Origin of the sequence: Pseudomonas sp. HR1 (assembly GCF_030175875.1) — a bacterium.
Classification (GTDB): domain Bacteria; phylum Pseudomonadota; class Gammaproteobacteria; order Pseudomonadales; family Pseudomonadaceae; genus Chryseomonas; species Chryseomonas oryzihabitans.
This window is the reverse complement of the sequence record NZ_JASNRF010000005.1, coordinates 46,064-65,109: the sequence shown is the minus strand read 5'-3', so window position 1 is coordinate 65,109 and position 19,046 is coordinate 46,064. Positions and strand designations below refer to the sequence as shown.

Below are 19,046 nucleotides of genomic sequence, written 5' to 3'. Positions count from 1 at the left end.
GCCCTGGATCAGAGGGTATGGCTGTAGAACAGCGCATAGGACTCGATGCCATCGTTGGGCTGCTTGATGCCGGCGTTGGAATAGTGGGTCGCGCGGATGCCGACGCGCTGGGTGTCGCCGAACTTCAGGCCCAGGCCGATGCGGTCTTCGAAGTTGAAGGCCGAACCCAGGTCCTGTTCGCCGACCTTGGTGCTGGAGAATACCGAGACGCCGATACCGGCCTCGACAAAGGGCTTCACCTGACCCTGGCCGAATTCGTAGACGAACACCGGGGCGAAGGACAGCGAATGCTGGTCGGAAGAATGGCCGTTGTCACCTTCCCAGTAGGTGTAGCCCGCATCCCAGTAACCGGTCAGGCGGCCGGTGGAGCTCTGCCACCAGCTCTTGTCCCAGTTCCAGCCGGCACCGATGCGGTACGTCATGCCGCTCTGGCTGGTGGCGCCGACCGCCCCGGTGATTTCCACAGCCTGTGCCGCTGCCACGCCACCCAGCGAAAGCGCGGCGGCTACTGCGACGGAAAGCAATTTGTTCATGAGAGTGCCCTTATGGATGTTTCTAGTTTTTACGAACCGCCAGCATTGACCCCTAAGTCGTGAAGGTGTTCACAGGCTGGGACATTTTTACCTACAAGGTCGGATGCTAGTCGCTGGACAGGCATTTGGCGAGCAAAACCCGGGCAGAAAAGTCAGACGAACGCCTTTACCTCGGCACCTGCCGGCCAGAGTTGCGGCAGTACCGCCTCCAGGTCGGCGGGCTCGCCGGACGTCCAGATCCGCGTCGGGCCGGCGGGTCCAGGGGCCAGGCGCGCGTCCCGCGCCAGCAGACTCTGCAGGCGCCGGGCCACGGCGGCGCCGGTATCCACCAGGATGATTTCTGGCGGCACCAGTTCCGCCAGCAAGGGGCGCAGGAAGGGGTAGTGGGTGCACCCCAGGATCAGGGTGTCGCACTCTGCCGTCAGCAGCGGCTCGAGAAAACCCTGCAGCAGGCGCCGGGTCTCGGGGCCGTGCAGATCGCCGCGCTCGACCTGCTCCACCAGTCCCGGGCAGGGCTGGGTCACGACCTGGACGCCCAGGGCGAATCGGTCCAGCAAGGCCGCGAACTTGGCGCTCTGCAGCGTACCCGTGGTCGCCAGCACCCCGACCCGGCCATTGCGGGTGGCGGCGGCCGCCGGCTTCACCGCCGGCTCCATGCCGACGATGGGCCAGCGGGGATAGCGTTCGCGCAGATCGGCCACCGCCGCCACGGTGGCGGTGTTGCAGGCCACCACCAGGGCCTTGGCACCCTGGGCGTGCAGCCGCGCCGCGATCAGCTGGCAGCGCTCGCGGATGAAGGCGGGGGTCTTTTCCCCATAGGGGATATGGCCGCAGTCGGCGATGTAATGCAGGGTTTCCGCTGGCAACAGCTGGCGGATCTCCGCCAGCACCGACAGGCCGCCGACGCCCGAGTCGAAGACTCCGACCGGCGCCTCCTCAGCCATGGCGGGCGCCGCACACCGGGCAACCCGGATCGCGCTTGACGCGCAATTCGCGGAAGCGACTGCCCGCGGCGTCCACCAGCAGCAGTCGTCCCACCAGCGGCTCGCCGAAGCCGGCCAGCAGCTTGAGCGCTTCCAGTGCCTGCAGACTGCCCACCAGCCCCACCACCGGACCAAGCACCCCGGCTTCGCTGCAACTGAGCTCGGCTTCGCTGCCCTCGCCATAGAGGCAGTGATAGCAGGGACTGTCGGCGCGACGCGGATCGAAGACGCTGAGCTGGCCTTCCAGGCGAATGGCCGCGCCACTGACCAGCGGCCGCCCGGTGGCCACGCAGGCGGCATTGACTGCCGCCCGGGTGCTGAAGTTGTCCGAGCAGTCCAGTACCAGGTCCACCGCGGCGATGCGCGCCGCCAGGCTGTCGGCGTCCAGCGCCTCGCGCAGCGGCACCAGGCGTACCTCCGGATTGAGCGCCGCCAGGCGTTGCAGGGCGGAATCCACCTTGCCCTGGCCGATGCGGCTCTCGTCGTGCAGCACCTGGCGCTGCAGGTTGCTCAGGTCCACCTGGTCGAAGTCGGCCAGGTGCAATTCGCCGACGCCGGCGGCAGCCAGGTAGAGCGCCACCGGCGACCCCAGACCGCCGAGGCCGACGATGAGCACTCTGGCGTCCTTCAGTCGCAATTGTCCGGCGATATCCACCTGGGCCAGCAGTATCTGCCGGCTGTAGCGCAGCAGTTCGCCGTCGCTCAGCATGGCCAGCGGCCTCCGCTGATGCGCGCGTGACCACCCAGGTCCTGGCGACTCTCGACCTCGATGAAGCCCTGGCGCACCAGCAGTTCGCGTACCGCGGCGGCCTGCTCGAAGCCGTGTTCCAGCCACAGCCAGCCACCCGGCTGCAGGTGCGCGGGCGCCGCCGCGATCAGCTCACGGATATCGTCCAGTCCATCGGTGCCGGCTACCAGGGCGCTGCGCGGCTCGAAGCGCACATCGCCTTCGTCGAGATGGCGATCGCTGCCGGCGATATAGGGCGGATTGCTGACGATCAGCTCGAAACGCTGTCCGGCGAGGGCGGCGAACCAGTGACTCTGCTGGAAGCCGACGTTGCCCAGCCGCAGGCGCTGGGCGTTGCGCCGGGCCAGTTCCACCGCCGCCGGGATGCGATCCACCCCGCTGACCTGCCAGCGCGGTCGTTCATGGGCCAGGGCCAGGGCGATGGCACCGGTACCGGTGCCCAGATCCAGCACCCGCACCTCGTCGGCCAGGGGCAGCGCCAGGGCGGTTTCCACCAGCACCTCGGTGTCGGGACGCGGGATCAGGGTATCGGGGCTGACCTCCAGGTCCAGCGACCAGAAGCCCTGCTGGCCGAGGATATAGGCCACCGGCTCGCCCTGCCGGCGGCGTTCGAGATCGGCCTGGAACCGTGCCAGGGCCTCGCGCGGCACCAGCTTCTCCGGCCAGGTGCGCAGGTAGCTGCGTGGCTTGTCCAGGGCGGCCGCCAGCAGCAATTCCACGTCGAGGCGGGCGCTGGGCGAATCCGGCAACTGGCTTTCGCGCACCAGGGCGCCGATGGTGGCCATGGCTTAGTCTCCCAGGGCCGCCAGCTGGTCGGCCTGGTATTCCTGCAGCAGCGGATCGATGACCTGCTGGACGTCGCCGTTGACCACCTCGCCGAGGGAATAGAGGGTCAGGTTGATGCGGTGATCGGTCACCCGCCCCTGGGGGAAGTTGTAGGTACGGATGCGCTCGGAGCGGTCACCCGACCCCACCAGCAGCCGGCGGGTGTCGGACATTTCCTTGTGCGCCGCCGCGTCCTGCTGGTCGTTGAGCTTGGCCGACAGCCAGGCCATGGCCTTGGCGCGGTTCTTGTGCTGGGAGCGTTCCTCCTGGCACTCCACCACGATGCCGGTGGGCAGGTGGGTGATGCGCACCGCGGAGTCGGTCTTGTTGACGTGCTGACCGCCCGCCCCGGAGGAGCGATAGGTGTCGACGCGCAGATCGGCCGGATTGATCTCGATGGCCTGCTGCTCGTCAGGCTCGGGCAGCACCGCCACGGTACAGGCCGAGGTGTGGATGCGGCCCTGGGATTCGGTTTCCGGCACCCGCTGCACCCGGTGCGCGCCGGACTCGAACTTGAGCTTGGCGTAGACGTTGTCGCCCTCGACCCGGGCGATGACCTCCTTGAAGCCGCCGTGCTCGCCCTCGTTTTCCGAGAGCACTTCCAGTCGCCAGCCCTGGCGTTCAGCATAGCGCGAATACATGCGGAACAGATCGCCGGCAAAGATCGCCGCCTCGTCGCCACCGGTACCCGCGCGGATTTCCAGGAAGACGTTGCGGCCGTCGTTGGGATCGCGCGGCAGCATCATGCGCTGCAACTCGTCTTCCAGTTCCTGCAGGCGCGCCTTGGCAGTGCCGACCTCTTCCTCGGCCATCTCGCGCAGATCCGGATCGCTGTCCTTGAGTAGCGCCTGGGCGCCCTCCAGGTCGGCCTGCACCTTGCGGTATTCGGTGAACGCCTGGCTGACCGGCTCGAGTTCAGCGTATTCCTTGGAATAGGCGCGGAACTGGGTCTGGTCGCTGATGACTTCGGCGTCGCCCAACAGCGCGGTCAGCTCCTCGAAGCGGTCCTGCAGACCGTCGAGCTTGTGCAACAGAGAGGTCTTCATGTCTTGTCCAAACCCTCGTCGAGGGCGAAGAGTTCCTGAGCCAGGGTCAGCGCGTCGACGCGTCCCTCGGCGGATAGTTTCTTGAGCTGCACGCTCGGTGCGTGCATCAGCTTGTTGGTGAGGCTGCGCGCCAGGGCGGCCAGGGCTTCCTGGGGATCGGCGCCATTGGCCAGCTGGCGCTGGGCGCGAGCCAGTTCGTCGTCGCGGATCTGCTCGCCCTGCTGACGATAGGCGCGGACCACGTCCACCGCGGCGCGCTCGCGCAGCCGCTGCATGAAGTCGTCGACCCCGGCCAGCACCAGCTTCTCGGCGGCCTGGGCCGCGCCCTGGCGACTCTTGAGATTTTCCGCCACCACCTCGTGCAGGTCGTCCACCGTATAGAGGTAGACGTCTTCCAGCTCGCTCACCTCCGGCTCGATGTCGCGCGGCACGGCGATGTCGACCATGAAGATGGGCTTGTGCCGACGCTGCTTGAGCGCCCGTTCCACCGCGCCCTTGCCGAGGATGGGCAACTGGCTGGCAGTGGAACTGATGACGATATCGCTGTTGACCAGTTCGTCGGGAATGTCGGCCAGGAGCACGGTATGGGCGCCGAATTCCTCGGCCAGGTGGCTGGCGCGCTCCAGGGTGCGGTTGGCGACGACGATGCGGCGCACGCCCTGTTCGTGCAGATGGCGGGCGACCAGGGTGATGGTCTCGCCGGCGCCGATCAGCAACGCCTGGCTGCGGCTGAGGTCGCTGAAGATCTGCTTGGCCAGGCTGACCGCGGCAAAGGCCACCGACACCGGGTTCTCGCCGATCGCCGTGTCGGTGCGCACCGCCTTGGCGGTATTGAAGGTGGCCTGGAACAGGCGGCCCAGCAGCGGCCCCACGGTGCCGGCCTCGCGGGCCACGGCATAGGCCGACTTGAGCTGGCCGAGGATCTGCGGCTCGCCCAGCACCATGGAGTCCAGCCCGGCGGCCACCCGCATCATGTGCCGTACCGCGGCTTCGTCTTGGTGCAGATAGATGCTGGCGCGCAGGTCTTCCAGGGGCACCCGGTGGTACTGGGCGAGCCAGGCCAGCACGGCGTCCGCCAGGCTAGGCTCCAGCTCCAGGTAGAGTTCGCTGCGATTGCAGGTGGAAAGAATCGCCGCTTCGCGACTGTGGGTGGCCTGCTCCAGCTGGCGCAGGGCCTCGACCGTCTGCTCCGGAGTGAAAGCCACGCGTTCGCGCACCTCAACCGAGGCGGTCTTGTGATTGATGCCGAGCGCGAGAAAGGCCATGGACGCAAGCAGTCGAACGGATTGGGAAAGCCGAACATTGTCCTACGCGCGGGCGGTGGCGACAACCAGCAGCGACGAGACGTCGGACAATCGCCGTCATAGCCTGGGCGAATGAATCTTGCCGGGCAAAAGGCGTCAACAGCCTCGACCACCGCACTTCTCGGCCCGCCGCTCCGCATGTGCGACGCGGCCACGGCGACTCTTGTGGCATGATGGACCGACTGTAAAAAGGCCGCCCTGACCCTATGACCAGATACCTCGCGCTGCTGACGACCGCCCTGCTGCTCGCCGGCTGCCAGAACCTCGGCCGGCAGCCGACGCCCGCCGCCGCCATCCCGCCGCCCACCGCCAAGACCAGCACGCCGCAACCGGCCGGCTCCTTTCGCGAAGACACCCTCTATGACCTGCTGGTCGGCGAGCTGGCCGGTCAGCGCAACCGTTTCGACATCGCCCTGACCAACTATGTCGAGCAGGCCAAGTCGACCCAGGACCCGGGGGTGGCCGAGCGCGCCTTCCGCATCGCCGAATACCTGGGCGCCGATACCCCGGCGCTGGAAACCGCGCAGATCTGGGCGCGCAACGCCCCCGACAACCTGGATGCCCAGCGCGCCGCCGCCATCATGCTGGCCCGCGCCGGGCGCTACGACGAATCCATGGCCTATATGGAGCGCGTGCTCCAGGGCCAGGGCGACACCCACTTCGATTTCCTCGCCCTGTCCGCGGCGGAAACCGACGAGACCACCCGCGCCGGGCTGCTCAAGAGTTTCGATCGACTGCTGGCCAAGTATCCGCGCAACGGCCAGCTGCTGTTTGGCAAGGCGCTGCTCTTGCAGCAGGACGGCCGCGCCGACGAGGCGCTGAAACTGCTGGAGCGCAATCCGGCGGCCAAGCGCGAAGTCGCCCCGCTGCTGCTGCGCGCGCGCCTGCTGCAGAGCCAGGACCGCAGCGCCGAGGCCCTGCCGCTGCTCGAAGCCGGCATCCGCCAGCACCCGGAAGACCGCCGCCTGCGCCTGGCCCATGCCCGGCTGCTGGTGGAGCTGGATCGCCTGGACCAGGCCAAGCGCGAATTCGCCGAGCTGGTCACCCAGTTCCCGGACGACGACGACCTGAGATTCTCCCTGGCGCTGGTCTGCCTGGAAGCCCAGGCCTGGCGCGAAGCCCAGATCTATCTCAAGGAACTGCTCGAGCGCGGCAGCCACGTGGACGCCGCGCACCTCAACCTGGGGCGCAGCTACGAAGAACTCGACCAGCCCGAACAGGCGCTGGCCGAATACGCCCAGGTCGGACCGGGCACCGACTACCTGGCCGCCCAGCAGCGCCAGGCGGAAATCCTGCTGGGCAGCGGCCGCATCGCCGAGGCCCGTCAGCGCCTGGCCGACGCCCGCAAGCGCCAGAGCGAATACGCCGTGCCGCTCTATCTGCTGGAAGTCGAAGGCCTGGCCAGTGCCGACCAGACCGCCCTCGCCGACCAGACCGTGCAGCAGGCCCTGCAGCAGTATCCCAACGACCTGAATCTGCTCTATGTCCGCTCCATGCTGGCGGAAAAGCGCGGTGATCTCGGTCAGCTGGAAGCCGATCTGCGCTATATCATCGCCCACGACCCCGACAACGCCATGGCGCTCAACGCCCTCGGCTACACCCTGGCCGATCGCACCCCGCGACTGGCCGAGGCGCGCCAGCTGATCGACAAGGCACACCAGCTGAGTCCGGACGATCCGGCGATCCTCGACAGCATGGGCTGGATCCGCTATCGCCAGGGCCAGTTGGCCGACGCCGAACGCTATCTGCGCCAGGCCTACGAACGCTTCCCCGATGCCGAGGTGGCGGCCCACCTGGGCGAGGTGCTCTGGGCCCAGGGCAAGCGCAGCGAAGCGCGCAAGGTCTGGCGCGTGGGCCTCGACGCCGACGCCGATGACGCCATCCTGCGCAGTACCCTCAAACGCCTGACTGGAAGCGAAACCCTCCGATGATCCGCCTGCGTACCCTCTTCACCCTGTTCCTGCTCGCCCTGCTGGCCGGTTGCGCCAGCACCTCTCGCCAGGAGGCCGTGGAAGGCCAGGGCAACGCCGCCCAGTGGCAGGCCCATAAAAAACGTATTGCCGCCCTCGACGGTTGGCAGATCGACGGCAAGGTCGGCATCCGCGCGCCGCGCGATTCCGGCAGCGGCACTCTGTTCTGGCTGCAACGCCAGGACTACTACGACATCCGTCTGGCCGGCCCCCTGGGGCGCGGCGCCACCCGCCTCACCGGGCGTCCGGGCGCCGTCACCCTCGACGTCTCCGGCCAGGGCAGCTACCAGGCCGACTCCCCCGAGGCCCTGCTGGAACAGCAACTCGGCTGGCGCCTGCCGGTCTCGCACCTGCTCTGGTGGGTGCGCGGCCTGCCGGCCCCGGACAGCCGCAGCCAGCTGACCCTGGACGCCGACAGCCACCTGGCGCGCCTGGTGCAGGACGGCTGGACCGTGGAATACACCCGCTACACCGAGCAGAACGGCTACACCCTGCCCGAGCGCCTCAAGCTCACCGGCAAGGACCTAGAAGTCATCCTGGTGGTGAAGACCTGGCAGCCGCGCGAGCTGGGCAAATGACCCCGGCGCCCGCCTTCACCCTGCCGGCGCCGGCCAAGCTCAATCTGTTCCTGCACATCCTCGGGCGCCGCGCGGACGGCTATCACGAACTGCAGACGCTGTTTCAGTTTCTCGACTGGGGCGATGACCTGGGCTTTGCCGGACGCGACGACGGCGAATTGCAGCTGCACGACGGCCTGCCGGGCGTCGCCCCCGAGCAGAATCTCATCCTGCGCGCCGCCCGGTTGCTGCAGCAGGAAAGCGGTACCCGGCAAGGCGCCGATCTCTGGCTGACCAAGCGGCTGCCCATGGGCGGCGGCATCGGCGGAGGCAGTTCGGATGCCGCCACCACCCTGCTCGGCCTGAATCACCTCTGGGGCCTGGGCGCCAGCCTCGACGACCTGGCGGCCCTGGGACTGCGCCTGGGCGCCGACGTACCGGTGTTCGTCCGCGGCCAGGCCGCCTTCGCCGAGGGCGTGGGCGAAAAGCTCACCCCGGTCGCACCGCCGGAACCCTGGTATCTCGTGGCCGTGCCGCAAGTCTCTGTAAGTACAGCAGAAATTTTTTCAGATCCGCTGTTGACACGGGACACTCCCGCCATTAAAGTTTGCGCCGTTCTCAAGTGGTCAGGTCGAAACGACTGCCAGAGTACGGTCGAAAGGCGTTACCCAGAAATTCGTAACGCTTTGATCTTGCTAAACAAATTTGTTTCAGCTAGATTAACCGGCACTGGAGGTTGCATATTTGGAAGCTTTCCAAATAAGACCGAAGCTGATACAGTAGCAAGCCAGCTACCAGCATCACTTCCAGGCTTCGTAGCCAAAGGCAGCAACACTTCCATGTTGCACCGGGCGCTAGCAAGTCTGACCAGAGAATGAGTACAGCTAGTACTCTGCAAGATACAGGGGCGTCGCCAAGCGGTAAGGCAGCAGGTTTTGATCCTGCCATGCGTTGGTTCGAATCCAGCCGCCCCTGCCATTTTCCTTCCAAGACCCACCTCAAGCCGCAGGAACTGCAGCGTGTCCAAGATGATGGTCTTCACGGGGAACGCCAACCCCGATCTGGCACGGCGCATCGTGCGCCAGCTGCACATCCCTCTCGGTGACGTCTCCGTCGGAAAATTCTCCGATGGCGAGATCAGCGTCGAAATCAACGAGAACGTTCGGGGCAAGGATGTCTTCATCATCCAGCCCACCTGCGAGCCGACCAACGACAACCTGATGGAACTGGTGGTGATGGCCGATGCCTTCCGCCGCTCCTCGGCCACTCGTATCACCGCAGTCATCCCCTATTTCGGCTATGCGCGCCAGGATCGCCGTCCGCGTTCCGCGCGCGTCGCCATCACCGCCAAGGTCGTGGCCGACATGCTGACCGTGGTGGGCATCAATCGCGTGCTCACCGTCGATCTGCACGCCGACCAGATCCAGGGTTTCTTCGATATTCCCGTGGACAACATCTACGGCTCCCCCGCCCTGGTGGATGACATCGAAGACCAGCGTTTCGAAAATCTGATGATCGTCTCCCCGGACATCGGCGGCGTGGTGCGTGCGCGTGCCGTGGCCAAGAGCCTGGGTGTCGACCTGGCGATCATCGACAAGCGTCGTCCCAAGGCCAACCAGTCGGAAGTGATGCACATCATCGGTGACATCCAGGACCGCACCTGCGTGCTGGTCGACGACATGGTCGATACCGCCGGCACCCTGTGCCATGCGGCCAAGGCCCTGAAGGAACACGGCGCCGCCAAGGTCCTGGCCTACTGCACCCACCCGGTGCTGTCGGGTCGGGCCATCGAGAACATCGACAACTCCGTGCTGGACGAGCTGGTGGTGACCAACACCATTCCGCTGTCCGCCGCGGCCCAGGCCTGCAGCCGTATCCGCCAACTGGACATCGCGCCGGTGGTGGCCGAGGCGGTACGCCGGATCAGTAACGAAGAATCCATCAGCGCGATGTTCCGTTAAGGAACAGCCGCTCTGGAAGCGCCCCGGAAGGCCGTGACGGTCTACCGGGGCTTTTTAGTCGGTAGGGCCGTAGAACTGGTCGCAAGTCTCGGTCTGCCGATTCCTTATCCTGGAGATTCACAATGGTTGATTTCACTCTGAATGCCGAAGTGCGTTCCGACCTGGGGAAAGGTGCGAGCCGCCGCCTGCGTCGTAATGCCGGTAACGTTCCCGCCGTGATCTACGGTGGCGACAAGGCTCCGACCTCCATCACCCTGGTCGGCAAAGACCTGGCCAAGATGCTGGAAAGCGAAGCCGCTTTCGCCAGCGTCATCACCCTGAAGGTCGGTGGCAGCAACGAAAGCGTCCTGGTCAAGGCCCTGCAGCGTCATCCCTCCAAGGGCTACGTCATGCACGCTGACTTCCTGCGCGTCATCGCCGGCCAGAAGCTGACCGCCCACGTCCCCCTGCACTTCATGAACCAGGAAACCTCCGTGGGCGTGAAGCAACAGGGTGGCGAGATCCTGCACACCATCAACGAAGTCGAAGTTTCCTGCCTGCCGAAAGACCTGCCGGAATTCATCGAAGTCGACATGGCCAAGGTCGAGCTGGACCAGATCGTTCACCTGAGCGACCTGAACGTCCCGGCTGGCGTCGAGCTGGTGTCCCTGGCCCACGGCAGCGATCTGCCGGTTGCCAGCATCCACATGCCGCGCATCCGTGAAGAAGCTGCTGACGGCGCTGCCGAAGAAGGCGCTGCCGAGTAAGTTCTCGCACGCCTGAAAGAGAAGGGCTCCTGACATGACTGCCGTCCAACTGATCGTCGGCCTGGGTAATCCGGGCCCCGAATACGACCAGACCCGGCACAATGCAGGGGCCCTTTTCGTTGAGCGGCTGGCAGCCGCCCAGGGCGCGAGCCTGGCTGTCGACCGCAAGTATCACGGCCTCGTGGGGCGCTTTCGCCACGCGGGCAACGATGTTCGTCTGCTCATTCCCACCACCTACATGAACCGCAGCGGCCAGGCCGTGGCGGCGCTCGCCGGCTTTTTCCGCATCCCGCCGGCGGCCATCCTGGTGGCCCATGACGAACTTGACCTGCCACCCGGCACCGCGCGCCTCAAGACCGGCGGCGGCCACGGTGGGCACAACGGGCTGCGCGACATCATCGCCCAGCTCGGCAATCAGAACGGCTTCCAGCGCCTGCGCCTGGGCATCGGCCATCCGGGCCATGCCAGCCTGGTTTCCAACTTCGTGCTGGGCCGCGCACCGCGCAGCGAGCAGGACCTGCTCGACACCAGCATCGAGGCCGCCCTGGAGGTGGTACCGGCGCTGCTGGACGGCGACCTGACCCGCGCCATGCAACGCCTGCACAGCCGCAAGGCCTGACCTACCCTACCCTCTTCCTTTTCTTCCGCGAGGACACACACCATGGGATTCAATTGCGGCATCGTCGGCCTGCCCAACGTCGGCAAGTCCACCCTGTTCAATGCCCTGACCCAATCCGGTATCGCGGCGGAAAACTTCCCCTTCTGCACCATCGAGCCCAACAGCGGCATCGTGCCCATGCCCGATGCGCGACTGAACGCCCTGGCGGAGATCGTCAAACCCGAGCGGGTGATCCCCACCACCATGGAGTTCGTCGACATCGCCGGCCTGGTGGCGGGTGCCTCCAAGGGTGAAGGCCTGGGCAACAAGTTTCTCGCCAACATCCGCGAGACCGATGCCATCGCCCACGTGGTGCGCTGCTTCGAAGACGAGAACGTCATCCACGTGGCCAACTCGGTGGACCCCAAGCGGGACATCGAGGTGATCGACCTGGAGCTGATCTTCGCCGACCTCGACAGCTGCGAAAAGCAGCTGCAGCGCGTGACCCGCAACGCCAAGGGCGGTGACAAGGAAGCCCTGGCGCAAAAGGCCCTGCTGGAACAGCTGATTCCCCACTTCGAGGCCGGCAAGCCCGCCCGCAGCCTGATGAAGGGCCTGGACGAAGAGCAGAAGCGCCTGGTGCGCAGCTTCCACCTGCTGACCAGCAAGCCGGTGATGTACATCGCCAACGTCGCCGAAGACGGCTTCGAGAACAACCCGCACCTGGACGTGGTCCGTGCCATCGCCGAAGAAGAAGGCGCCGTGGTGGTGCCGGTATGCAACAAGATCGAAGCGGAAATCGCCGAGCTGGACGACGACGAGGAAAAGCAGATGTTCCTTGAGTCCATGGGCATGGAAGAGCCGGGCCTGAACCGGGTGATCCGTGCCGGCTACGAACTGCTCAACCTGCAGACCTACTTCACCGCCGGGGTGAAGGAAGTCCGCGCCTGGACCGTCCGCGTCGGCGCCACCGCGCCCCAGTCGGCCGCCGCCATCCACACCGACTTCGAAAAGGGCTTCATCCGCGCCGAAGTGGTGGCCTATGACGACTTCATCGCCTTCAAGGGCGAGAACGGCGCCAAGGAAGCCGGCAAGTGGCGCCTGGAAGGCAAGGACTACATCGTCAAGGACGGTGATGTCATGCACTTCCGCTTCAACGTCTGAGTCACGGCGAACACCAAGAACCCCCTCCTCACCGCAAGGTGGCGAGGGGGTTTTCTTTTGCGCGGCGATTGGCTGTCGCCGCGCAAAGGCACGGCTCGCGGGACGTCGATTTGGCACAATGACCGTCGCTCGACCGCCCGCTTGGGCTCTTTCCGCCGCCTGGATGCCGCCATGAATTTCGAAGACCTGCGCCTGTTCGTCACCACCCTGAACGAGGGCAGCTTCACCGCCGCCGCCGACAAGCTGGGGCTGTCCAAGCAATTCGTCAGCCGGCGGACCATGGCACTGGAGGAAAGTCTGGGGGTGCGGCTGCTCAATCGCACCACGCGACGCCTGCAGGCGACCGAACTGGGGATGCTGCTCTATGAGCGGGCGGTCAAGATCCTCGAAGACGTCAACGACACCGAGGAATTGCTCTCCAGCCGGCGGACGGTGCCCCAAGGGGTGCTGCGGGTCAGTGCGCCCATGACCTTTGGCACCCTGCACCTGAGTCCCCTGCTGCCGGATTTTCTCTCGGCCTATCCGCAGATCCGCCTGGAGCTGGATCTCAATGACCGGGCGGTGGATCTGCTGGCGGAGGGCTATGACATGTCGATCCGTATCGGCACCCTGGCCGACTCCAGTCTGATCGCCAAGCGGCTGACCGAGATGCAACTGGTGACCTGTGCCAGTCCGGATTATCTACAAAAGGCGCCGCCGCTGCTGCAGCCGGAGGATCTGGCCGAGCACAGCTGTCTGCTCTATGGCCATGGTCGCCAGGTGGAATGGCGCTTCCAGCGTGGGGGCAAGCCGCTGGTGCTGCCCATGCAGGGTCAGCTCCGGGCCAACAACGGAGAGGTGGTGCGGGATGCGGCCATCGCCGGTCAGGGCATCGCGGTGCTGCCGACCTTCATCATCGGCGCGGCGCTGGCCTCAGGTGCGCTGGTGCAGGTGCTGGAGGACTTCGCCCTGCCCAGCGCGGCGGTCTATGCGGTCTATCCCCAGCATCGTCAGTCGGCGCGCATCGTCCAGCTGTTCTCGGACTATCTGCGCGACCGGCTGACGGTTCAGCCGACTCACGCCGCGGCGCCGCGGGTCGGTTGACGCTGGGGCCACTGCTGCAGGGTCCGCTCGGCGCCGTCGGCGGCCAGGCGTTGGCCGTCCAGGCGCTGTTGCTGGCGCTGGATCGAGGGTTGCAGACTGCGCTCGGCACCGTTCTCAGCCAGGGCACGGCGCGGGTCGAGACGCTGTTGCTGACGTTGGATCGACGGCTGCAGACTGCGATCGGCGCCGTTCTCGGCCAGGGCACGGCGCGGGTCGAGACGCTGTTGCTGACGTTGGATCGACGGCTGCAGACTGCGATCGGCACCGTTTTCGGCCAGAGTACGATCCTGCTGCTGGTGCTTTTCGATCAGCGAACCCAGGGGGCGCAGGGCGCTTTCCTCGGCCTGGGCGGATTGGGCGATGGCGGCGGTGAGCAGGGTGGCGGCGAAGAGGGCGGTGAGGGCTTTCATGGCGAGTACCTGTGTCGGGTGGGTGTGGACTCATTGTCGCCAGCCCACCCCGCGCCTAGAAATCGTCCCTCGGGATAGCGATCATCGACCGCGCTGATGATGGCGTTCAGGCCCGCGCCTGACGCTGGCGCAGCAGGAACAGGCACCACACGGCCAGTGCCGTGGCCGCCAGCAGGCACCCAGCCAGGCTCACGCCGGTCCAGCCGAAGTGCTCGTAGAGTCGCGCCGACAGCAGCGAACCCAGGGAGCCGCCGAGGAAGTAGCCGGTCATGTAGCCGGCGTTGAGGCGGCTGCGCGCTTCCGGGCGCAGCCGATAGACCACGTTCTGGTTGCTCACGTGGCTGAGCTGCACGGCGAGATCCAGCACCAGGATGCCAACCAGCAGCGCCGCCAGCGACTGCTGGGCGAAGGCCAGGGGTAGCCAGGCCAGGGTCAGGGAGGCCAGGCCGATGCTGGTGGCGAGATTGCCCTTGCCCTGGTCGGCCATGCGTCCCGCCAGGTTGGCGGCCAGGGCGCCTACCGCGCCGGCGAGACCGAACAGGCCGATGGTGCCGTCGCTGAAGCCATAGGGCTCGGCGGCGAGCAGAAAGGCCAGCGGCGTCCAGAACACCGCGAAGACGGCGAAGCCCAGGCACCCCAGCAGGGTGCGCAGCCGGTGCAGGGGCTCGTCGCGCAAGAGCTCGAACACCGACCCCAGCAGCCGTGGATAGCTCAGGCCGGCCGACTGCTGATAGCGCGGCAGCGCCAGGCGCAAGGCCAGGGCGGTGGCCAGCATCAGACCGGCCGCCACGGCATAGACTGTGCGCCAGTCGCCCAGGGACGAGAGCGCCCCGGCCACGGTGCGGGCCAGCAGAATGCCGAGGATGAGGCCGCTCATCACCGTGCCCACCGCCCTGCCCCGCTGCTCCGGCGCGGCCAGGGTCGCGGCGAAGGGCACCAGCACCTGGGCCACCACCGAGAAGAGCCCGGTCATGGCGGTGCCCAGCAGCAGCCAGATCAGACTGGTGGCGGTGGCGCTCAGGGCCAGGCCGGCGGCGGCGATCACGCTCATGGTGACGATCAGTCGCCGGCGCTCCAGCAGGTCGCCCAGGGGCACCAGCAGCAGGAGTCCGGCGGCGTAGCTGAGCTGGGCGGTGGTGACGATGCTGCCGGCCTGGGTGTAGCTGAGGTCGAAGCGCTGGGCGATGGTGTGCAGCAGCGGCTGGTTGTAGTAGTTGCTGGCCACGGCGATGCCGGTGGCGACGGCCATGAGCAGGGTCAGCCAGCGGCTGAGAGGAGGCGTGGGATTGGACATCCGCAGGATCCGGCAGGGAAGAGGCTGGTCAGTATCGGGCAACGGCAGCTATCGGTTAAATGAATCGTTAAGATGGCCTTGATCTCATTTCAAGATAGCGCCATGAATCTCAAGCAGCTGGAATTCGCCGTCGCCCTGGCCGAGGAGCGCCACTTCACCCGCGCCGCCGAGCGTTGCCATGTGGTGCAGTCGGCGCTCAGTCACCAGATCGCCCGGCTGGAAGCCGAGCTGGGCGCCACCCTGTTCGAGCGCCTGCCGCGCCAGGTACGCATCACTCCCGCTGGTGAGGCCCTGCTGGTGCATGCACGCCAGGCGCTGGCGGCGGTGGAGCGCTTGCAGCAGGACGTGGCCGCCGCGGTCGGCGCCATTCGCGGCACCCTGACGCTGGGCCTGATCTCCTCGGTGCCGCGCCTGGATATCGTCGAGTTGCTGGCCACCTTCCATGCCCGTCATCCCCAGGTGGACATTCGCCTGCGCCAGGACAAGAGCGAGACGCTGCTGGCGGCGGTGCGCGAGCGGCAACTGGATTTCGCGCTGATCGGGCTGTCGCGCCAGGTGGCCCTGGAGGCGGTGGACAGCCGCCTGCTGCTCAGCGAGGAACTGGTGGCGGTGCTGCCCGCCGCGCACAGCCTGGCGGGGCGAGAAAGGCTGTCGCTGCACGAGCTGGTGGATCTGCCGCTGGTGGACCTGCCCGCGGGCAGCGGCGCGCGGCGGCAGACCGACGAAGCCTTCGCCGCCCTGGGCCTGCCCCATCGGGTGCGCTTCGAGACGGGCAACATGCAGTTGCTGGAGCGCTTCGTCCGCCGCGGCCTGGCGATCGGTCTGGTGCCTCAAAGTATCGCCAGCACCTTTGCCGGCCTGGCCCGGGTGCCGGTCAGCGATGCGCCCCAGCGTAACGTCCACGCCATCTGGTCGCCGCTGCCGACGCCGGCGACCCGGGAATTTCTCAAGGTACTGGAAGAGGCGCTGGCGGATTAGCTGTCGCGCATCGGTCGGCCGTACAGCCGTTGAGGCGATATGCGCGGGCTACGTGCCGAAGTATGGTCCGGTGACGAACCTCTGGAGCGTGAGGCGCTTCTTTGTCCGCGATCCCAGTGGGAGGCTGTTGATTTCCTGGCGCAGAACTGAGGACTTGGCAAGCTCCCTGGTCGCGGCCATGGCGGTCCACCGATGCGGTCGCTCCTACAGGAATGGCGGCTCCTGTAGGAGCGGCCCGTGGCCGCGATAGGTGTGTAGAGCCGTAGCCTGGAAAACGGCGCAGCCTTTTCCGGGGGTGACGTCGTCGTGCGGGGCGTGCCCTCACCCCAGCCCTCTCCCGGAGGCAGAGGGGGGTTATTCGAGCAGGTGTTCAGCTCTATCTGAACCGTAGCCTGGAAAACGGCGCAGCCTTTTCAAAGGGGTGACGTCGTTTTGCGTGGCGTGCCCTCACCCCAACCCTCTCCCGGAGGGAGAGGGGGCTAGCCGTGCAGGCGTTCAGCTCTATCTGAACCATAGCCTGGAAAACGGCGCAGCCTTTTCCGAGGGTGACATCGTTGTGCGGGGAGCGCCCTCACCCCAACCCTCTCCCGGAGGGAAAGGGGGCTAGCCGTGCAGGCGTTCAGCTCTATCTGAACCGTAGCCTGGAAAACGGCGCAGCCTTTTCCAGAGGTGACATCGTTGTGCGGGGCGTACCCTCACCCCAGCCCTCTCCCGGAGGGAGAGGGAGTTATTCGAGCCGGTGTTCAGCCGCGGCAGAACGCTAGACAGCCTGCAGAGCTACCCTCAGCCCTCGCTGACCGGCAGCCGGCGCACGAAGTTGCCCACCCGCCAGGCCAGCTGTTCGCCCTGGCACTGCACCAGCAGGTTGCGCACCGGGTAGGACTGGCCGGCGACGCTGGCTTCGGCCTGGGCTTCGCTGGCGCCGTCCAGGTGGTTGCGGGCGAGAACCTGATAGCTGCCGGTGGGGCAGCGCGCCGCCGCTTCGCCCGCGCAGCCGGACCAGCTGCCGAAGACCCCGTTGCACTGCACCAGGTAGGCCGTGCTGCCATCCCTGAGGTAGGCGTTGTGGGAGCTGGCGCAGCCGGCCAGCAGGGCGAGGAAGCCGGCGCAGGCCAGCAGGCGGAGGGTAGTGCGAAGGGCGGCGAGGCTCATGGGAGTGGCTCCAAACAATATGGAGCCATCCTAAGAAGCCAACCCCCTCCCCCATAAATCGTACCGGCGGATAGCGCTTATCGACGACGCTGATGGCCGCGGCGCTAGGGGTTCTCGCCCATGAATCTGATGATCTCGCCGCGCAGCCAGCGCTCGCCCGGATCCTGGTCCTGGGCGGCGCGCCAGACCAGCGACAGCTTGGCCGGGACGATGGGAAACGGCGGTTCCTCGAGGCGCAAGCTGCCACTGGCGGCCAGCGCCCGGGCTGCGTAGTCAGGCACCGTGGCGAGCAATTCGCTACCCGCCAACAGGGCGCCGAGGCCGTTGAAGTGGGGTACGCCCAGGGCCACCTTGCGACTGCGGCCGAGGCGCGCCAGGTCGTCGTCGATGTTGCCGCAGAGATCGCCGGACATGGACACCAGCACATGGGGCCGGGCGCAGTAGTCGTCCAGGGTCAGGGGTGCGGGATCGCGGTCGGCGCGCACTACCAAGGCGCGGATGTGCCTCAGGGTGCGGCACTTGGCGTTGGCCGGCAGCTGGGTGGTGTAGCTGATGCCCAGGGACACCTCGCCACTGGCCAGCAGCCCGGGCAGGAGCAGGAAGTTGGCGTTGCGCACCACCAGCACACAGTGCGGCGCCACCTCGCGCAGATGGGCCAGCAGCGGCGGCAGCAGGCCGCATTCGACGTCGTCGGACATGCCCAGGCGAAACACCGCGCGACTGGCGCCGGGGTCGAAGTCGTCGACCTCGCTCAAGGCATTGGACAGGCCGTCCAGGGCCGGACGCAGCCGTTCGAGAATGGCCAGGGCGCGCGGGGTGGGCTCCATCGCCCGACCGCTGCGGACCAGCAGGGGATCGTCGAAGAACTGTCGCAGGCGCACCAGGGCGGCGCTGATGGCCGGCTGGCCAAGAAAGAGCTTTTCCGCAGTGCGGGTGAGGTTGCGCTCGTGCATCAGGCTTTCGAACACCACCAGCAGGTGCAGGTCGATGCGGCGCAGGTCGTTGCGGTTCACGGCATCCCTCCGCGAAGGTCAGGCGCCGGGAGAGGCGCCTGACCGTCGTTTACCTTACTTGGCGGCCAGCTTGGCGTAGCTGGTCATCAGGTTGCGGTAGTTGGGGATGTGGTTGGACAGCAGGGCGCCCAGGCCCTCGATGTCGTTGCGCCAGTCGCGGTGCAGTTCGCAGGCCACGCTGAACCAGTTCATGAGCTGCACGCCGGCGGCGCTCATACGCGCCCAGGCGGCCTGCTGCACGGTCTTGTCGAAGGTGCCGGAGGCATCGGTCACCACGAAGACGTCGAAGCCTTCGGCGATGGCGGCCAGCGCCGGGAAGGCCACGCAGACGTCGGTCACCACACCGGCAATGATCAGCTGCTTGCGGCCGGTGGCCTTGATGGCGGCGACGAAGTCTTCGTTGTCCCAGGCGTTGATCTGGCCGGGACGGGCGATGTACGGCGCCTCGGGGAACAGCTCGATCAGCTCGGGCACCAGCGGGCCGTTGGGGCCCTGCTCGAAACTGGTGGTGAGGATGGTGGGCAGACCGAAGAACTTGGCGCTGTTGGCCAGGGCCAGGACGTTGTTCTTGAAGTCGCTGGGGGTGAAATCCTGCACCAGGGAGATCAGACCGGCCTGGTGGTCGATCAGCAGGACGACGGCATCGTTCTTGTCGAGACGGTTGTAGGGCTTGCTCATGGT

At 66.7% G+C, this 19,046-nt stretch carries 20 protein-coding genes and 1 tRNA gene; 10 read left to right on the top strand and 11 right to left on the bottom strand.

The annotated features are described in order from the left end of the window. Window positions 1–8 precede the first annotated feature (8 nt). From QKY98_RS18090 to hemA, 6 genes are all read right to left on the bottom strand, one after another. Window positions 9–533 (bottom strand): acyloxyacyl hydrolase, encoded by a 525-nt coding sequence (locus tag QKY98_RS18090; protein ID WP_027602873.1) that lies wholly within the window; start codon window positions 531–533, stop codon window positions 9–11. A gap of 152 nt (window positions 534–685) precedes the next feature. Beyond that, window positions 686–1,477 carry a glutamate racemase gene (gene murI, locus QKY98_RS18085; protein ID WP_284671359.1) on the bottom strand — a complete coding sequence of 264 codons (792 nt, stop codon included), beginning with the start codon at window positions 1,475–1,477 and terminating at the stop codon, window positions 686–688. Beyond that, window positions 1,470–2,225: a molybdopterin-synthase adenylyltransferase MoeB gene (locus QKY98_RS18080; RefSeq protein WP_284671358.1), complete on the bottom strand. Its 756-nt coding sequence runs from the start codon at window positions 2,223–2,225 to the stop codon at window positions 1,470–1,472. The genes murI and QKY98_RS18080 overlap by 8 nt, the downstream gene beginning before the upstream one ends. After that, entirely contained in the window at window positions 2,219–3,049 is an 831-nt protein-coding gene (prmC, locus tag QKY98_RS18075) for a peptide chain release factor N(5)-glutamine methyltransferase (RefSeq protein WP_284671357.1), read from the bottom strand. The genes QKY98_RS18080 and prmC overlap by 7 nt, the downstream gene beginning before the upstream one ends. A 3-nt stretch (window positions 3,050–3,052) precedes the next feature. Beyond that, complete coding sequence (prfA, locus tag QKY98_RS18070; protein WP_007161558.1) at window positions 3,053–4,135, bottom strand: peptide chain release factor 1; 1,083 nt, start codon at window positions 4,133–4,135, stop codon at window positions 3,053–3,055. Beyond that, entirely contained in the window at window positions 4,132–5,400 is a 1,269-nt protein-coding gene (hemA, locus tag QKY98_RS18065) for a glutamyl-tRNA reductase (RefSeq protein WP_007161557.1), read from the bottom strand. The genes prfA and hemA overlap by 4 nt, the downstream gene beginning before the upstream one ends. A 245-nt stretch (window positions 5,401–5,645) precedes the next feature. On the opposite strand from hemA, the gene QKY98_RS18060 reads away from it, so the two are divergent. The 9 genes from QKY98_RS18060 to QKY98_RS18020 all read left to right on the top strand — a co-directional run bounded on the left by QKY98_RS18060 (window position 5,646) and on the right by QKY98_RS18020 (window position 13,518). Further along, entirely contained in the window at window positions 5,646–7,370 is a 1,725-nt protein-coding gene (locus tag QKY98_RS18060; RefSeq protein WP_027602869.1) for a tetratricopeptide repeat protein, read from the top strand. Then, window positions 7,367–7,987 carry a lipoprotein insertase outer membrane protein LolB gene (gene lolB / locus QKY98_RS18055; protein ID WP_058792729.1) on the top strand — a complete coding sequence of 207 codons (621 nt, stop codon included), beginning with the start codon at window positions 7,367–7,369 and terminating at the stop codon, window positions 7,985–7,987. The genes QKY98_RS18060 and lolB overlap by 4 nt, the downstream gene beginning before the upstream one ends. Beyond that, on the top strand, window positions 7,984–8,844 hold the full coding sequence (ispE, locus tag QKY98_RS18050) for a 4-(cytidine 5'-diphospho)-2-C-methyl-D-erythritol kinase (protein WP_042136570.1): 861 nt from the start codon (window positions 7,984–7,986) through the stop codon (window positions 8,842–8,844). Before lolB ends, ispE begins: the two co-directional genes overlap by 4 nt. Window positions 8,845–8,869: 25 nt before the next feature. Continuing rightward, a tRNA-Gln gene (locus QKY98_RS18045) sits at window positions 8,870–8,944 on the top strand. Between the two features lie 41 nt (window positions 8,945–8,985). After that, window positions 8,986–9,927, top strand: coding sequence for a ribose-phosphate pyrophosphokinase (locus QKY98_RS18040; RefSeq protein WP_007161553.1), 942 nt, complete (start codon window positions 8,986–8,988; stop codon window positions 9,925–9,927). 122 nt (window positions 9,928–10,049) lie between these two features. Continuing rightward, window positions 10,050–10,673: a 50S ribosomal protein L25/general stress protein Ctc gene (locus QKY98_RS18035; protein ID WP_027602867.1), complete on the top strand. Its 624-nt coding sequence runs from the start codon at window positions 10,050–10,052 to the stop codon at window positions 10,671–10,673. A gap of 34 nt (window positions 10,674–10,707) precedes the next feature. Next, the gene (gene pth / locus QKY98_RS18030; RefSeq protein WP_027602866.1) at window positions 10,708–11,292 is read left to right on the top strand and encodes an aminoacyl-tRNA hydrolase; all 585 of its coding nucleotides are present in this window, start codon (window positions 10,708–10,710) and stop codon (window positions 11,290–11,292) included. Window positions 11,293–11,334: 42 nt separating this feature from the next. Next, complete coding sequence (gene ychF / locus QKY98_RS18025) at window positions 11,335–12,435, top strand: redox-regulated ATPase YchF (protein WP_007161550.1); 1,101 nt, start codon at window positions 11,335–11,337, stop codon at window positions 12,433–12,435. A gap of 171 nt (window positions 12,436–12,606) precedes the next feature. Further along, window positions 12,607–13,518: a LysR family transcriptional regulator gene (locus tag QKY98_RS18020; RefSeq protein WP_027602865.1), complete on the top strand. Its 912-nt coding sequence runs from the start codon at window positions 12,607–12,609 to the stop codon at window positions 13,516–13,518. On the opposite strand, the gene QKY98_RS18015 is transcribed toward QKY98_RS18020, so the two are convergent. Then, the gene (locus QKY98_RS18015; RefSeq protein ID WP_284671356.1) at window positions 13,491–13,928 is read right to left on the bottom strand and encodes a hypothetical protein; all 438 of its coding nucleotides are present in this window, start codon (window positions 13,926–13,928) and stop codon (window positions 13,491–13,493) included. The two genes, QKY98_RS18020 and QKY98_RS18015, sit on opposite strands and share 28 nt — an antisense overlap. 106 nt (window positions 13,929–14,034) lie before the next feature. Further along, entirely contained in the window at window positions 14,035–15,222 is a 1,188-nt protein-coding gene (locus QKY98_RS18010) for an MFS transporter (RefSeq protein ID WP_284671355.1), read from the bottom strand. 102 nt (window positions 15,223–15,324) lie between these two features. On the opposite strand from QKY98_RS18010, the gene QKY98_RS18005 reads away from it, so the two are divergent. Beyond that, window positions 15,325–16,200 (top strand): LysR family transcriptional regulator, encoded by an 876-nt coding sequence (locus QKY98_RS18005; protein WP_144961940.1) that lies wholly within the window; start codon window positions 15,325–15,327, stop codon window positions 16,198–16,200. Window positions 16,201–16,983: 783 nt separating this feature from the next. Here the strand turns inward: QKY98_RS18005 and QKY98_RS18000 are convergent. From QKY98_RS18000 to ycaC, 3 genes are all read right to left on the bottom strand, one after another. Next, window positions 16,984–17,352 carry a hypothetical protein gene (locus QKY98_RS18000; protein WP_144961938.1) on the bottom strand — a complete coding sequence of 123 codons (369 nt, stop codon included), beginning with the start codon at window positions 17,350–17,352 and terminating at the stop codon, window positions 16,984–16,986. Between the two features lie 104 nt (window positions 17,353–17,456). Further along, the gene (locus QKY98_RS17995; protein ID WP_044342892.1) at window positions 17,457–18,365 is read right to left on the bottom strand and encodes a LysR family transcriptional regulator; all 909 of its coding nucleotides are present in this window, start codon (window positions 18,363–18,365) and stop codon (window positions 17,457–17,459) included. 54 nt (window positions 18,366–18,419) lie between these two features. Next, window positions 18,420–19,043, bottom strand: a complete 624-nt coding sequence (gene ycaC / locus QKY98_RS17990) for an isochorismate family cysteine hydrolase YcaC (RefSeq protein WP_042136560.1) — start codon at window positions 19,041–19,043, stop codon at window positions 18,420–18,422. Between the last annotated feature and the right edge of the window lie 3 nt (window positions 19,044–19,046).

Excerpts from the sequence above, each read along its gene's own strand:
- lolB (WP_058792729.1), top strand. The coding sequence starts at position 7,367 with ATGATCCGCCTGCGTACCCTCTTCACCCTGTTCCTGCTCGCCCTGCTG.
- QKY98_RS18090 (WP_027602873.1), bottom strand. The coding sequence starts at position 533 with ATGAACAAATTGCTTTCCGTCGCAGTAGCCGCCGCGCTTTCGCTGGGT.
- prmC (WP_284671357.1), bottom strand. The coding sequence starts at position 3,049 with ATGGCCACCATCGGCGCCCTGGTGCGCGAAAGCCAGTTGCCGGATTCG.
- murI (WP_284671359.1), bottom strand. The coding sequence starts at position 1,477 with ATGGCTGAGGAGGCGCCGGTCGGAGTCTTCGACTCGGGCGTCGGCGGC.
- ychF (WP_007161550.1), top strand. The coding sequence starts at position 11,335 with ATGGGATTCAATTGCGGCATCGTCGGCCTGCCCAACGTCGGCAAGTCC.
- QKY98_RS18020 (WP_027602865.1), top strand. The coding sequence starts at position 12,607 with ATGAATTTCGAAGACCTGCGCCTGTTCGTCACCACCCTGAACGAGGGC.
- QKY98_RS18060 (WP_027602869.1), top strand. The coding sequence starts at position 5,646 with ATGACCAGATACCTCGCGCTGCTGACGACCGCCCTGCTGCTCGCCGGC.
- hemA (WP_007161557.1), bottom strand. The coding sequence starts at position 5,400 with ATGGCCTTTCTCGCGCTCGGCATCAATCACAAGACCGCCTCGGTTGAG.
- prfA (WP_007161558.1), bottom strand. The coding sequence starts at position 4,135 with ATGAAGACCTCTCTGTTGCACAAGCTCGACGGTCTGCAGGACCGCTTC.
- QKY98_RS18000 (WP_144961938.1), bottom strand. The coding sequence starts at position 17,352 with ATGAGCCTCGCCGCCCTTCGCACTACCCTCCGCCTGCTGGCCTGCGCC.
- QKY98_RS18005 (WP_144961940.1), top strand. The coding sequence starts at position 15,325 with ATGAATCTCAAGCAGCTGGAATTCGCCGTCGCCCTGGCCGAGGAGCGC.
- QKY98_RS18015 (WP_284671356.1), bottom strand. The coding sequence starts at position 13,928 with ATGAAAGCCCTCACCGCCCTCTTCGCCGCCACCCTGCTCACCGCCGCC.
- QKY98_RS18080 (WP_284671358.1), bottom strand. The coding sequence starts at position 2,225 with ATGCTGAGCGACGGCGAACTGCTGCGCTACAGCCGGCAGATACTGCTG.
- ycaC (WP_042136560.1), bottom strand. The coding sequence starts at position 19,043 with ATGAGCAAGCCCTACAACCGTCTCGACAAGAACGATGCCGTCGTCCTG.
- QKY98_RS18035 (WP_027602867.1), top strand. The coding sequence starts at position 10,050 with ATGGTTGATTTCACTCTGAATGCCGAAGTGCGTTCCGACCTGGGGAAA.
- QKY98_RS18010 (WP_284671355.1), bottom strand. The coding sequence starts at position 15,222 with ATGTCCAATCCCACGCCTCCTCTCAGCCGCTGGCTGACCCTGCTCATG.
- ispE (WP_042136570.1), top strand. The coding sequence starts at position 7,984 with ATGACCCCGGCGCCCGCCTTCACCCTGCCGGCGCCGGCCAAGCTCAAT.
- pth (WP_027602866.1), top strand. The coding sequence starts at position 10,708 with ATGACTGCCGTCCAACTGATCGTCGGCCTGGGTAATCCGGGCCCCGAA.